The organism is Bradyrhizobium sp. OK095 (assembly GCF_900109945.1).
Lineage (GTDB): Bacteria > Pseudomonadota > Alphaproteobacteria > Rhizobiales > Xanthobacteraceae > Bradyrhizobium.
Map to the genome: position 1 here is coordinate 48170 of NZ_FOBX01000019.1, position 12880 is coordinate 61049.

At 64.7% G+C, this 12880-nt stretch carries 13 protein-coding genes; 3 read left to right on the forward strand and 10 right to left on the reverse strand.

Annotated features, from left to right (window positions below):
* Window positions 1–116: 116 nt before the first annotated feature.
* Complete coding sequence (locus BMW89_RS34090) at window positions 117–629, forward strand: GcrA family cell cycle regulator (protein ID WP_092034720.1); 513 nt, start codon at window positions 117–119, stop codon at window positions 627–629.
* 99 nt (window positions 630–728) lie between these two features.
* On the opposite strand, the gene phoB is transcribed toward BMW89_RS34090, so the two are convergent.
* From phoB to BMW89_RS34140, 10 genes are all read right to left on the reverse strand, one after another.
* Window positions 729–1436 carry a phosphate regulon transcriptional regulator PhoB gene (gene phoB / locus BMW89_RS34095; RefSeq protein ID WP_014491300.1) on the reverse strand — a complete coding sequence of 236 codons (708 nt, stop codon included), beginning with the start codon at window positions 1434–1436 and terminating at the stop codon, window positions 729–731.
* 23 nt (window positions 1437–1459) lie between these two features.
* A complete protein-coding gene (gene phoU, locus BMW89_RS34100; RefSeq protein WP_092034721.1) occupies window positions 1460–2176 on the reverse strand; it encodes a phosphate signaling complex protein PhoU in 717 nt (238 codons plus the stop codon).
* An 11-nt stretch (window positions 2177–2187) separates the two neighbouring features.
* Window positions 2188–3009, reverse strand: coding sequence for a phosphate ABC transporter ATP-binding protein PstB (pstB, locus tag BMW89_RS34105; protein ID WP_092034722.1), 822 nt, complete (start codon window positions 3007–3009; stop codon window positions 2188–2190).
* Entirely contained in the window at window positions 3006–3857 is an 852-nt protein-coding gene (gene pstA / locus BMW89_RS34110; protein ID WP_092034723.1) for a phosphate ABC transporter permease PstA, read from the reverse strand. Before pstA ends, pstB begins: the two co-directional genes overlap by 4 nt.
* Window positions 3858–3861: 4 nt before the next feature.
* The gene (gene pstC / locus BMW89_RS34115; protein ID WP_177196532.1) at window positions 3862–4851 is read right to left on the reverse strand and encodes a phosphate ABC transporter permease subunit PstC; all 990 of its coding nucleotides are present in this window, start codon (window positions 4849–4851) and stop codon (window positions 3862–3864) included.
* Window positions 4852–5029: 178 nt separating this feature from the next.
* The gene (gene pstS, locus BMW89_RS34120) at window positions 5030–6043 is read right to left on the reverse strand and encodes a phosphate ABC transporter substrate-binding protein PstS (protein ID WP_092034796.1); all 1014 of its coding nucleotides are present in this window, start codon (window positions 6041–6043) and stop codon (window positions 5030–5032) included.
* A gap of 144 nt (window positions 6044–6187) precedes the next feature.
* Window positions 6188–7486, reverse strand: coding sequence for an ATP-binding protein (locus tag BMW89_RS34125; RefSeq protein ID WP_092034725.1), 1299 nt, complete (start codon window positions 7484–7486; stop codon window positions 6188–6190).
* 47 nt (window positions 7487–7533) lie between these two features.
* On the reverse strand, window positions 7534–8589 hold the full coding sequence (locus BMW89_RS34130; RefSeq protein ID WP_092034726.1) for a putative bifunctional lysylphosphatidylglycerol flippase/synthetase: 1056 nt from the start codon (window positions 8587–8589) through the stop codon (window positions 7534–7536).
* Window positions 8590–9052: 463 nt separating this feature from the next.
* Complete coding sequence (locus BMW89_RS34135; RefSeq protein WP_177196521.1) at window positions 9053–9355, reverse strand: hypothetical protein; 303 nt, start codon at window positions 9353–9355, stop codon at window positions 9053–9055.
* A gap of 2 nt (window positions 9356–9357) precedes the next feature.
* Window positions 9358–10752 carry an OmpA family protein gene (locus BMW89_RS34140; protein WP_092034728.1) on the reverse strand — a complete coding sequence of 465 codons (1395 nt, stop codon included), beginning with the start codon at window positions 10750–10752 and terminating at the stop codon, window positions 9358–9360.
* Window positions 10753–10917: 165 nt separating this feature from the next.
* Between BMW89_RS34140 and BMW89_RS34145 the strand changes: the two genes are divergently transcribed.
* Both BMW89_RS34145 and BMW89_RS34150 read left to right on the forward strand, forming a co-directional pair.
* On the forward strand, window positions 10918–11976 hold the full coding sequence (locus tag BMW89_RS34145; RefSeq protein ID WP_092034729.1) for a polysaccharide deacetylase family protein: 1059 nt from the start codon (window positions 10918–10920) through the stop codon (window positions 11974–11976).
* 91 nt (window positions 11977–12067) lie between these two features.
* Window positions 12068–12868, forward strand: a complete 801-nt coding sequence (locus BMW89_RS34150; protein ID WP_092034730.1) for an SDR family oxidoreductase — start codon at window positions 12068–12070, stop codon at window positions 12866–12868.
* Window positions 12869–12880: the final 12 nt, after the last annotated feature.

Below are 12880 nucleotides of genomic sequence, written 5' to 3' on the forward strand. Positions count from 1 at the left end.
GGCGCTCAGTTGCGCCCGGCGAGCCTTAAGGGATTCTGGCGGCACGGGTTTTTGGAAGCTTAGGCATTCGCCGCAGGGCGCCAGCATGGCAGCCGCGTGGCGAGGGAAAGGGTGCAATGACAGTTTTGACCTGGTCCGATGATCGCGTCGAGCAGCTAAAAAAGCTCTGGGAGGCCGGATTGTCGGCCAGCCAGATTGCAGCCGAGCTCGGGAACGTGACCCGTAATGCCGTAATCGGCAAGGTGCACAGGCTCGGCCTGTCCGGCCGCGCCAAGAGCCCCTCATCGGCAGCTCCCCGGCCGCGCAAGGCGCGCCCCGCGCAGCACATGATGCGGGTGACCCGCCCGATCGCGCGTGGCAACACCGCGCTGGCGCAGGCCTTCGAGGTCGAGGTCGAGGCCGAACCGCTCACCTACGATAACGTGGTGCCGATGAGCCAGCGGCTATCGCTGCTCGAACTCAACGAGGCGACCTGCCACTGGCCGATCGGTGATCCCTCGAGCCCGGACTTCTTCTTCTGCGGCGGCAAGGCGCTTTCCAGCCTGCCCTATTGCGCCCAGCACTCGCGCGTCGCGTACCAGCCGGCATCCGATCGCCGCCGCGCACCGGTGAAGCCGAGTCCCCGCTGAGGTCAGCCCCAAACGACATCGTCCCGGCGCAAGGCCGGGACGGATCGAGAAAGAGCGCGCCACCGAGCGCGCTTTTTATTTGCGTGTTTGAAGCAAACCCTACGCCTGCTCCGCCTTCGCGAAGCGATCATCGAGTGCATAACCCGCGCCGCGAACTGTGCGGATCGGGTCCTGCTCGCGGCCGAGATTGAGCAGCTTGCGCAGGCGGCCGATATGCACGTCGACGGTGCGTTCGTCGATATAGATGTCGCGGCCCCAGACGCTGTCGAGCAGCTGCTCGCGCGAGAACACGCGACCGGGATGCTCCAGGAAGAACTCCAGCAGGCGATATTCGGTCGGGCCGAGATCGATCGGCCGGCCCGAGCGCGCGACACGGCGCTTGTCGCGATCGAGCTCGATGTCGCCATAGGCGAGCACTGTGGCGAGCCGCTCGGGGCTGGCGCGCCGCAACAGGCCCTTCACGCGGGCCAGAAGCTCCGGCACCGAGAACGGCTTGACGATGTAGTCGTCGGCGCCGGTCGCAAGGCCGCGCACCCGCTCGCTCTCCTCACCGCGCGCGGTGAGCATGATGATCGGGAGCTGCTTGGTCTCGGGACGGGTGCGAAGCCGCCGGCAAAGCTCGATGCCGGACAGCCCCGGCAGCATCCAATCGAGCACGATCAGATCGGGGATGTGCTCCTTGAGACGGGTGTCGGCATCGTCGCCGCGCATCACCGTCTCGACGTCATAACCGTCGCCTTCGAGGTTGTAGCGAAGCAGCTCGGTGAGAGCTTCCTCGTCCTCAACCACCATAATGCGTGCGCCCATCGGGTCGTCGCTCCTTAAAGGATTCAGGTATTCGGGACCGTCGTGGCGAAATTCGTCATATCGCCCTTCGGCCGCTTGTCGGTGATCGCCTGGCCCTCGATCATGTAGAACACGGTCTCGGCGACGTTGGTGGCGTGGTCGCCGATCCGCTCGATGTTCTTGGCGCAGAACATGAGGTGGATACAGAACGAGATGTTGCGCGGATCCTCCATCATGTAGGTGAGGAGCTCGCGGAACAGCGAGGTGCAGATGGCATCGACTTCCTCGTCGCCCTTCCACACCGCCATCGCCGCCGGCAAATCGTGCGCGGCATAGGCGTCCAGCACCGATTTGACCTGCTGCTGCACGAGGTCGGTCATGTGCTCGAGGCCGCGGAACAGTTTCAGCGGATGGAAATCCGTCTCCAGCGCCGCGACGCGCTTGCCCATGTTCTTGGCGAGATCGCCAATGCGCTCGAGATCGGTCGCAACGCGCATGGCGCCGACGATCTCGCGCAGATCGACCGCCATCGGCTGGCGGCGGGCGATGGTGAGCACGGCGCGCTCCTCGATCTTCTTCTGGAGCGCATCGAGCTCGGCGTCGATGACGACGACGCGCTGACCGAGCGCGACATCACGGCGGATCAGCGCGTCGACGGAATCGACGATCATGCGCTCGGCGATGCCACCCATCTCGGCGACCAGGCGGGTGAGTTCCTGGAGGTCGGTGTCGAAGGCCTTTGCGGTATGTTCAGTACCCATGTCCCGTCTCCTCAGCCGAACCGGCCGGTGATGTAATCCTGCGTGCGCCGATCGGTTGGCGACGTGAAAATCTTGCTGGTGTCGTCGAATTCGATCAGCTCGCCGAGATACATGAAGGCGGTCTTGTCGGAGACGCGGGCCGCCTGCTGCATGTTGTGGGTGACGATCGCGATCGTGTAGTCCTCGGACAGCTCCTGGATCAGCTCCTCGACCTTGGCGGTCGAGATCGGATCGAGCGCCGAGCAGGGCTCGTCGAACAGGATCACTTCAGGCCGCACCGCGACCGTGCGCGCAATGCAGAGGCGCTGCTGCTGGCCGCCGGAGAGCGACAGGCCGGAAGCGTTGAGCTTGTCCTTGACCTCGTTCCACAGTGCGCCGCCGCGCAGCGCCTTCTCGACGCGGCCGTCCATCTCGGACTTCGAGATCTTCTCGTAGAGACGGATGCCGAAGGCAATGTTCTCGTAGATCGTCATCGGGAACGGCGTCGGCTTCTGGAACACCATGCCGACGCGGGCGCGCAGCAGATTGAGGTCGAGCTTGGGGTCGAGGATGTTGGTCTGGTCGAGCATGAGCTGGCCGGTGGCGCGCTGGCCCGGATAGAGGTCGTACATCCGGTTGAAGATGCGCAGCAGGGTCGACTTGCCGCAGCCCGACGGGCCGATGAACGCCGTGACGCGGTTGGCACCGAGCGTCAGGTTGATGTTCTTCAGCGCGTGGTGCTCACCGTAATAGAAATTGAGGTTGCGAACCGTCACCTTGGCCGGAGCTTCGGGCAGCGGCTGCGAGCCGGGATGAACGGAGGCCGTACTGACGGAAACAGACATTTCGCTCATTTTGCAGTCCTCTCGGCGCTCAGGATGCGCGCGCCAATGTTCAAGGCAAGCACGGTCAAAGTGATCAGCAGCGCGCCGCTCCAGGCCAACTGCTTCCAGTAGGCATAGGGGCTCTGCACGAAGTTGTTGATGGTCACCGGCAGGTTGGCCATCGTCTTGTTCAGGCCCAGGCTGAAGAACTGGTTCGACAGTGCGGTGAACAGCAGCGGCGCGGTCTCGCCGGCGACGCGGGCGGTGGCCAGCATCACGCCGGTGATGAGACCAGATCGGGCCGCACGATAGGCGATCCGCTTGATCACCAGCGAGCGCGGCAGGCCGAGGGCGGACGCCGCCTCGCGCAACGGATTCGGCACCAGCAGCAGCATGTCCTCGGTCGTACGCAGCACGACCGGGATGACGATGACGGCAAGCGCGAGGCTCCCGGCGATCGCCGAGAAGCCGCGCATCGGCACCACCACCGCGCCGTAGATGAACAGGCCGATGATGATCGAGGGCGCCGAGAGCAGGATGTCGTTGATGAAGCGGATCACCGAGGTCAGCTTGTCGTTGCGGCCGTATTCGGCGAGGTAAGTGCCGGCGAACAGGCCGAGCGGTGCGCCGATGCCGACGCCGATCACGGTCATGATGACCGAACCGACGATGGCGTTGCGCAGGCCGCCCTCGGTCGAACCCGGAGGCGGCGTGTCCGCGACGAAGAGCTCGAGATTGAGGCCGGCCAGGCCGTTGAAGAGCAGCGTGATCAGGATCAGCGCAAGCCAGGTGACGCCGAAGGCGGCCGCTGCGAAGCAGAGCCCACGGATGACGATGTCCTTGCGGCGACGGCGCGAATAGATCGGATTGAGGGCCATGACCTTACTTCCCCGCCTTCTTGTCCAACCGCATCAGCATCAGCCGCGCGCCGGACAGCACGAAGAACGTCAGCACGAACAGCAGCAGGCCGAGCAGGATCAGGCCGGACTGGTGCAGGCCGTCGCTCTCGGCGAACTCGGACGCGATCGCCGCCGAGATCGTGGTACCCGGGGCGAAGATCGATGAGGAGATACGGAACGAGTTGCCGATGATGAAGGTGACCGCCATGGTCTCGCCGAGCGCGCGGCCCAGCGCCAGCATGACGCCGCCGATGATGCCGACCCGGGTGTAGGGGATCACCACGCTGCGGACGACTTCCCAAGTGGTGCAGCCGACGCCGTAGGCGGCCTCCTTCAGCACCGGCGGCACCGTCTTGAACACGTCGACCGAGATCGAGGTGATGAAGGGCAGCACCATGATCGAGAGGATCAGCGCGGCGTTGAACAGGCTGAGATAGGACGGTGGTCCTGCGAAGATCGCGCCGAGAACGGGGACGCCGTCGAAAATCTTGATCATGAAGGGCTGGAAGGTGTTGGCCAGGAACGGGCCCAGCACGAAGAAGCCCCACATGCCGTAGATGATCGAGGGAATGCCGGCGAGCAGCTCGATCGCCATGCCGATCGGGCGGCGCAGCCATTGCGGGCAGAGCTCGGTCAGGAAGATCGCAATGCCGAGACCGACCGGAATCGCGATCAGCATCGCGATGAAGGAGGTGACGAGCGTGCCGTACATCGGGCCGAGTGCACCGAGCACGGGAGGATCGGCCGACGGCGCCCAGCGCTGCGTCCACAGGAAGGCGAAGCCGAATTCCTTCATCGCCGGGAAGGCGCCGACGATCAGCGAAATGATGATGCCGCCGAGGATCAGCAGCACTGAGATCGCGGAAAGCCGCGTGATCCAGTAGAAAGTGACGTCGCCGAGCTTGAACGCGCTCAAGGCCTTGGCGCGATCATATGGTCCGACGTCGTCGACGATATCGCTCTGAACGGCCATCTCTGCCACGCCGATCCCCTGTACCCGTTTAATATACGCTTTTGCCTGGTCTCGTGCCCCGGATGCGGCGCCAGCCGCGAAGCGGTGCGATGCTGATCCGGGGCCTGGTCTGTTGTGGGTCCCGGCTCTGCGGAGCAGCACGATTTGCTGCTCCGCGTCCGGGATACGAGATGAGCGCTTAGCTCTTGATCTCGGCAGCCCAGGTCTTCTCGATCAGGGTCACGACGCCCGCGGGCATCGGGATGTAGTCGAGCTCTTCAGCCGCCTTGCCGCCGTTCTTGAAGGCCCAGCGGAAGAACTTGATGGCTTCCTGCGAGGCCGCCTTGTCGGTCGCGTCCTTGTGCATGAGGATGAAGGTCGCAGCCGTGATCGGCCAGGACTTCTCGCCGGGCTGATCGGTCAGGATGACGTAGTAGCCGGGAGCCTTGGCCCAGTCGGCGTTGGAAGCGGCCGCCTGGAAGGCCTCGACGGTCGGCTGCACCGTCTTGCCGGCCTTGTTGACGAGGCCGGTGTAGGTCAGCTTGTTCTGCTTGGCATAGGCGTACTCGACGTAGCCGATCGAGTTCTTGGTCTGGCTGATGTTGCCCGACACGCCTTCGTTGCCCTTGGCGCCGACGCCGACCGGCCACTCGACCGCGGTGCCCTCACCGATCTTGCTCTTCCACTCCGCGCTCGCTTTGGCGAGGTAGTTGGTGAAGTTGAAGGTGGTGCCCGAACCGTCCGAGCGGCGAACCACGGTGATGGCTTCCGAGGGCAGCTTCACGTTCGGATTGAGTTTCTTGATCGCGGCGTCGTCCCACTTGGTGATCTTGCCGAGATAGATGCTGGCGAGGGTCTCGCCGTCGAACACCAGCTCGCCGGCCTTGACGCCCTCGATGTTGACGACGGGAACGATGGCGCCCATCACCATCGGCCACTGCGCGAGGCCGTCCTTCTCGAGCTGCTCGGCCTTGAGCGGCGCGTCGGTCGCGCCGAAGGTCACGGTCTTGGCCTGAATCTGCTTGATGCCGCCGCCGGAACCGATCGACTGGTAGTTCAGACCGTTGCCGGTCTCCTTCTTGTAGGCGTCAGCCCACTTGGAATAGATCGGGAACGGGAAGGTCGCACCTGCACCCGTGATGTCGGCAGCAAAGGCCGCCGTCGTCGTTGCGGCGACCAAGCCGGCAGCGACGATAGTTTTGATGAAATTCATGGTGGTCTCCATACAGGGGAGCGAAGCGCCATCAGCGCCCGATCGCGCTCCCCGTGCCGCCCCTTTAGGAGCGGTCGGCTGTGCTTTTACGAAGGTTTCGTGACAGCTGGATGACACACCCAAGCAATTGAAATTGCTTGAATTTCAGGCCGCTCCCGGCATCCTGACCTGGGGAAAACAGGCGGTGAAAGTGGCGCCCTGCTTGGGTACACTTTCGATCACCAGCCGGCCGCGATGGCGGTTAAGAATATGTTTCACCAGCGATAATCCGAGCCCGGTGCCGCCCTGCGAGCGGCTGTCGCCGACGTCGACCCGGTAGAACCGCTCGGTCAGCCGCGGCAGGTGCTCGGGCGCGATGCCGGGGCCGAAATCGCGCACCAAGACCCGGATTTCCTGAGTTCCATCAGGGGCCGCGCCGGGGGTCAGCGTCACGATGACGCGTCCACCCGAGGCGCCGTATTTGAGCGCATTCTCGATCAAATTCTCGAACAGGCGAAGCAGCTCCTCGCGGTCGCCCGCAATCATCACCGGTGCCTCCGGCAGGCTGGTCTCGACCTCGACCTGGCGTTCCCGCGCCAGCGGCTCGAGCCCGTCGGCGACCTGGAAGATGATCGGCAGCAGGTCGACCAGGGTGTCGGGCCGCACATGAGCCGACAGCTCGACCCGCGACAGCGACAGCAAATCGTCGATCAGGCGCGCCATGCGGGTGGCCTGGTTGTGCATGATGCCGAGGAAGCGCTCGCGCGCCTTGGGATCGTCCCTGGCCTGGCCCTGGAGCGTGTCGATGAAGCCCGACAGCGCGGCCAGCGGCGTGCGCAGCTCGTGGCTGGCATTGGCGACGAAGTCGGCGCGCATCTCCTCGACCCGGCGCAGCGGCGTCTGGTCGTGGAAGGTCATCAGCATGCATTTGTCGGCGCCGCCGAAGCTGGTCGGCACCGGCACGGGCGTGATGATCAGCTCCATCCAGCGATCGACCGGGACATGGTCGAGATAGGTCGCGCGCCGCGGCTCGGTGGTCGCGATCGACTCACGCAGCGCCGTGATGATCTCCGGCGAGCGCAGCGCGAACTGGGCAAGCTCGTTCCGGCGCAGCGCCGGCGCGAGCTGCGCGGCGGCGGCATTGAGATGGATGACGCGGCCGGCACGGTCGAGCAGCACCGCCGGATCCGGCATGCCGGCGACGACCGCAGCCACCGCGGCGCTCTCGACCGGATTGATACGGCGGGTGTCGTCGCGCGAGGCGGCGGTATCGTGCAGCCGCCACGGGATCAGGGCCGCAACGGCAATGCAGAGGAACACGGCAATGGCGTGCAGCGCCGACAATTCGCCGAGCGAGACCACGACCGACAGCGCCAGCGCTGCGGCGATCAGGATGATCGTCGAGTGCCGCAGCCGGTCGGACCAGGGCTGGGCGGAGGGAGAAGATGGGGCGTCGATCGCCATCGGGGCGGGCTTCTCCTGGAGGGCTCGTCTTAACGATTTGGTGCCGGTCAGGCGCCGCTGTCGCTGCGCTCTCTCACATAGGCGGCTTCAGGCGCCGGGCCGGGGTCGAGCTTGAGCGCCGCCTGCTGCAAACGCTTCGATCGGGCACCGATGATAACTTCGCGAAACGTCAGCAAGATTACAGATATGACGAAAGGGGACAGATAATAGAGGACGCGGAACAGCAGCATGCCGCCGAGCAGCTCCTCCCGGTCCATCTGCCAGAGCCCGACCAGCATGGCGGCGTCGAACACCCCAAGCCCTCCGGGCGAGTGGCTGGCAAAGCCGAGCAGCGTCGCCGAGACGAAGATCACCGCCACCACGACGAAGCCGAGATTGGGCTCGTCGGGGACAAGCACGTACATCGCCAGTGCGCAGAAGCCGAGATCGATGATGCCGATCGCGATCTGCAGCAGCGTCAGCGGGCCGCCCGGCAGCTCCACGGTCCACGGGCCGCGCCCGACCACCCGAGGCTGGGTCCAGACCCAGACCACATATCCAACCAGCGCTGCGAGGATCATCATCGCAAACGTCCGGTTCAGCCAGGGCGGAAGCATGTCGATCGAGGCCGCCGCCTCCGGATGATAGGCGATGCCGAGGCCGAGCACGGCGGCGTTGCCGAGCCAGAAGGTCAGGCCGGCGAGGAAGCAGATCTTTGCGACGTCGATCGCGTTCAGCCGATAGGCCGAATAGATGCGGTAGCGCACCGCGCCGCCGGTGAAGACGCTGGCACCGACATTGTGACCGATCGAATAGCTGGTGAAGGCCGCGAGCGCATTGACGCGGTAGGGCACATGGGAATGGCCGATCGCGCGCACGGCGAACAAATCGTAGAAGGTCAGCGTGAAATAGCCCGCTGCGACGAACAGCCCCGCCATCGCAATCTGGCGCGGCTCGGTGCTCTTGATCGCCTCGATCACCTCGTTCGTGTCGATGCCGCGCAGCATGTGGTAGAGCACATAGCAAGCGATACCGATGACCGCGACGCTGATCACAACGCCGAGCTTATGCAGGATTTGCTTCTGGCGCAGAATCGTCATCGCTCTGCGTATGGCTTCCAGCATCTAGACCTCGAACAACGCTTCAGCGGCCGGGGTGGCCGGCGAACAGGCGGACGACGCACAGGCACTCAACGAACCTTCACCGCCGGCTCCGGCATCGCGCATGCCCCCCGCCCTTCCACTAGCGCGTTTTGGGGCGGAGTGGAATTCGGCAATTCGAACAAAAACTCGTGCCTTCAATGTTTTAGGCAGGTTGCGGGCTCCGGATGCACGGTTTGGCGCTTTCGGCGGCAGGACTGACGCGAATCTCCATGGCAATCCTGCGCAGGCGCCATGAAGTTTTGATGATTTCGGCCGCACAATGTTCCGCCACGCCTTAAGCCGAAATCAATCTATGGGTCGCGCCTGCCTGTTGAAAGAGGGGGGTAAGGGCCGCGTTGTTCACGGTTTTCCGATGCGCCGAAGGCCATGGCAGCAGGCTCCTGCTCCCGGCGCCCAACCACAATGGTCAGGGTGCACGGCAACATCACGGAGCGGCCGGCGGCATGCTCCGCGCGACCACCCGGTCGCGTAGCCAGGCGCCGATGGTGCAGCCGACGAGGTAGCAGGCGAACATGACCAGCCCAAGGTCGAGCCAGTAACCGAAGCGGCCGGGCACCACATGTGCGAACGAAGCCGAGACCAGGGCGACGGCGAGCGCCGCAAGCCAGTATGCGGTGACCTTCGAGGTGCCGTTGCCGCGCTGGACCACCGAGATCCAGCCCATGCAAAATCCGAGCAGCAGCGAGCCGATCAACCAACCCATATGAAACGAGACCAGATAGGGCATCGTCACCTCACCAGAAATTCGATGCGGCGGTTTTGCGCCTTGCCGTCGTCAGTGTCGTTGCCGGCAACGGGCTGCGTGGCGCCATAACCGACCGCGGTGAAGCGGCTGGCGGGCAGCCCGGCCTTGACCAGATAGTCGATCACCGCCTGCGCGCGCTTCTCGGAGAGAGCCTGGTTGAAGGCATCCTCGCCGTCGGCATCGGTGTGGCCTGCGACCTCGATATTGGTGGTGGGACAACGCAGCGCGGTCTCGATCAGATGATCGAGAATGCCTGCGGAATCCGGATCGATGTCGGCGCGCTTGGTGGCGAAGCGGATCTTGCCCTTGTTCAGCAGCTCCGTGAACAGTTGCTGGCAGACGGTGCCGTCAACCGGGCCTGCCGCAGGCTTCACCGTGATCTCCGGCTTGTACTGCCAGTTCTTTGGAAAGTCCTTGCCGAGGCCTGCGCGGATGTCGTTGGCGGCGCCTTCATAAAGCGCATCGCCCGACAGCTTCACCTCGCGGTCGGACACCACGAGCGTGCCGGTGGACAGCCGCGACAGCGCGCCAAGTGCTGCGACCGCGGCCGTGTTGAACGAAGCGGGCGCACCGGCACTGGCCTTGAGATTGTCCACGACCTTCTCGGTGAAGAATTTTCGCGAGGCGCTGCTTGCGATCGCTGCGTGCACATTGTTGTCCGGCACGTAGCCGGTCAGCGTCACGGTCGCTGCAACCGGATCCTTGTAGGCCTGGAAGATGTAGGGCGGCGCCTTGACGTCGTTGGCCGCGATCGAGAAACCCTCGGGCAAATTCTTCAGCGCGGCCGCAATCGCTTCGCGACCGCCGAGGTCGCGCGCCATGCCCGACAGATCGACCTTGGTGTCTGTGATCGTGATCTTGCCGTCCTTGAGCTTGCCGATCTGGTCGAGCAGCAGCATCGCTGCCGCCTCGAATCGCGCAGGCGCGCCACGCGCCAGCCCCATCTGATCGGCCACCTCTGCACCGCCGACCTCCTTGCGGGCCGCCTCGGTCAGGCGGGTTTTCATGGAAGGCAGGGGCGCGGAGCCTGATAGCGTCACCCGGACCACGTCGCGTTCGGCGTTCCAGACGAAGGGCTTGGCCTCGGGAACCAGGCGGGTCCGGTCGTCGACCAGGCGCACGCCGGGGACCAGCTCGACCGTCATGACCGCGTCGCGGCGGCCTTCCTCGGAAAAGGCGTCGGCAGCCAGGCTGACGTCGCGGCCGTCCACGGCGATCCGGGTCTTGTCCAGAACGGTGTCCTTGAGGGCGGCCGAGCTGCGGGCCGACAGGTCGGCCTCGACCGGCAAGGTGTTATTCCAGGCCGCAAATCCCCACATGACAGCCAGGGGGATCAACCCCGGCCACCATTTACCGGCCCACCTGAAAAGCTTCTGCATTCGACGACCCGAACTCTGGAACCGGAGACAAAACAAACCCTTGGCGGGCTGTCAAACCGGAAATGACGCCTTTCCGGGCCCCTTGCGTGAACAATTGGAATAACTTTTTCTTCAAGGGTCCTTCCTTAAATAGAGGGTGGAATGCCAGGGGTCGGCCAACCGGTCATGAAACAACTCCGTAACAACGTCATCCGCGCCGGGCTGGGAGCACTCTATTTCAGCGGGGCGCACCATCTGCTGCGCCCGCTTTTGTCGGGCGTCGGCGCTATTTTCATGCTGCACCACGTGCGTCCGGCCCGCGAGGGCGCGTTCCAGCCGAACCGGCACCTCGAAGTCACCCCCGATTTCCTGCGCGCAACGCTGAGCCATTTGCGCTCGCGCGACATCGACGTCGTCAGCATGGACGAGCTGCATGAGCGGCTGGTGCAAGGACGGTTCGCCCGCCGTTTCGCCGCCTTCACGCTGGACGACGGCTATCGCGATAATTTGGAGTTTGCGCTGCCGGTGCTGCGCGAATTTGACGCGCCGTTGGCTGTGTATGTCGCCAGCGATTTTGCCGAAGGCACCGGACGGTTGTGGTGGGCGGCGCTGGAAGCCGTGATCGCAAAAGCCGAGCAGATCGAGGTCAGCATCGGCAATTCCACGCTGCGGCTCGATGCGACGACGCCGGCCGCAAAACAGGCGGCGTTCGACCGCCTGCACGACTGGCTGCGCGCGCTGCCCGGCGAGCATGATCTGGCGCGCGAGATCGCCGCGCTCTGCGTCAGGCACGGCGTCGACATGGAAGCGCTGTGCCGCGGCCTCTGCCTGTCCTGGGACGGGGTGAAGCAGTTCGCCGCAGATCCCCTGGTGACGATCGGCGCACACAGCGTCAGCCATTGCAATCTTGCGAGGCAAAGCGAAGAGATCGCGGCGCAGGAGATGGCCGAGAGCCGCGCACGGATCGAGCACGCGCTGGAGCGTCCCGTGCTGCACTTCGCTTATCCCTATGGCGACCGCGAAGCCGCCGGCGAACGCGAATTCGCCTTGGCCGCAGCCGCCGGCTTCAAGACCGCGGTGACGACAAGGCCGGGCATGCTGTTTGCCGAGAACGGGCGCCACATGACCGCGCTGCCGCGCGTCTCGCTCAACGGCAATTATCAGGACACGCGGATTTTGCCGGTGTTGACCTCGGGCGCGGCGACCGCGATGTGGAACGGCTTTCGCAGGTTTGCAGCGGCGTAGGCCCCGATCTCCGCAACCGCGCCACACCGGCGCATTCCTTGACTCCCCTGCCCGCCCCGCTCACAACGGACGCCAAATCAAGGGAGGCACCATGTTCAACGATCTGTTCTCGCTCAAAGGCCGCGTCGCGCTCGTGACCGGCGGCTCACGCGGCATCGGCAAGATGATCGCGGCGGGCTTCCTCGCACAAGGCGCGGCGAAGGTCTACATCACCGCGCGCAAGGCAGGCCCCTGCGAGGCGACGGCCAAAGAGCTGTCAGGCCAGTATGACGGCGAGTGCATCGCGCTGCCGATCGACATCTCGAGCGTCGAAGGCTGCGACAGGCTCGCCTCGGAAATCATCAAGCTGGAGCCGAAGCTCGACATCCTCGTCAACAATGCCGGCGCGGCCTGGGGCGCGGAGTTCGACGAATTCCCCGAGAGCGGCTGGGACAAGGTGATGGACCTCAACGTCAAGTCGCTGTTCTTCCTGACCAAGGCGCTGGCCAAACCGCTGCGCGCGGCGGCTTCGCATGAGCGCCCGGCGAAGGTGATCAACATCGCCTCGGTCGACGGCATCTTCGTCAACCCGAGCGAGACCTACTCCTACGCCGCCAGCAAGGCCGCCGTGATTCATCTGACGCGGCGCATGGCGACGAAACTGATCAAGGACAACATCAACGTCACGGCGATCGCGCCGGGCGCGTTCAAGTCCGACATGAACAAAGCCGCGCGCGACCATTCGGACGAAGTCGCAAAGCGCATTCCGGCGCGGCGGATCGGAACCGATGAAGACATGGCGGGAGTCGCGATCTATCTCGCCTCGCGTGCGGGCGATTACGTGGTCGGCAACACCATCGCTGTCGACGGCGGCGTTGTGTATGCGAATGCAGGGCTCGAGATCGCGGGGTAGCGCGCAGTAAAA

What these genes read in the sequence shown, in the direction of transcription:
- BMW89_RS34090 (WP_092034720.1), top strand. Translation starts at nt 117, where the DNA reads ATGACAGTTTTGACCTGGTCCGATGATCGCGTCGAGCAGCTAAAAAAG.
- phoB (WP_014491300.1), bottom strand. Translation starts at nt 1,436, where the DNA reads ATGGGCGCACGCATTATGGTGGTTGAGGACGAGGAAGCTCTCACCGAG.
- phoU (WP_092034721.1), bottom strand. Translation starts at nt 2,176, where the DNA reads ATGGGTACTGAACATACCGCAAAGGCCTTCGACACCGACCTCCAGGAA.
- pstB (WP_092034722.1), bottom strand. Translation starts at nt 3,009, where the DNA reads ATGAGCGAAATGTCTGTTTCCGTCAGTACGGCCTCCGTTCATCCCGGC.
- pstA (WP_092034723.1), bottom strand. Translation starts at nt 3,857, where the DNA reads ATGGCCCTCAATCCGATCTATTCGCGCCGTCGCCGCAAGGACATCGTC.
- pstC (WP_177196532.1), bottom strand. Translation starts at nt 4,851, where the DNA reads ATGGCCGTTCAGAGCGATATCGTCGACGACGTCGGACCATATGATCGC.
- pstS (WP_092034796.1), bottom strand. Translation starts at nt 6,043, where the DNA reads ATGAATTTCATCAAAACTATCGTCGCTGCCGGCTTGGTCGCCGCAACG.
- BMW89_RS34125 (WP_092034725.1), bottom strand. Translation starts at nt 7,486, where the DNA reads ATGGCGATCGACGCCCCATCTTCTCCCTCCGCCCAGCCCTGGTCCGAC.
- BMW89_RS34130 (WP_092034726.1), bottom strand. Translation starts at nt 8,589, where the DNA reads ATGCTGGAAGCCATACGCAGAGCGATGACGATTCTGCGCCAGAAGCAA.
- BMW89_RS34135 (WP_177196521.1), bottom strand. Translation starts at nt 9,355, where the DNA reads ATGCCCTATCTGGTCTCGTTTCATATGGGTTGGTTGATCGGCTCGCTG.
- BMW89_RS34140 (WP_092034728.1), bottom strand. Translation starts at nt 10,752, where the DNA reads ATGCAGAAGCTTTTCAGGTGGGCCGGTAAATGGTGGCCGGGGTTGATC.
- BMW89_RS34145 (WP_092034729.1), top strand. Translation starts at nt 10,918, where the DNA reads ATGAAACAACTCCGTAACAACGTCATCCGCGCCGGGCTGGGAGCACTC.
- BMW89_RS34150 (WP_092034730.1), top strand. Translation starts at nt 12,068, where the DNA reads ATGTTCAACGATCTGTTCTCGCTCAAAGGCCGCGTCGCGCTCGTGACC.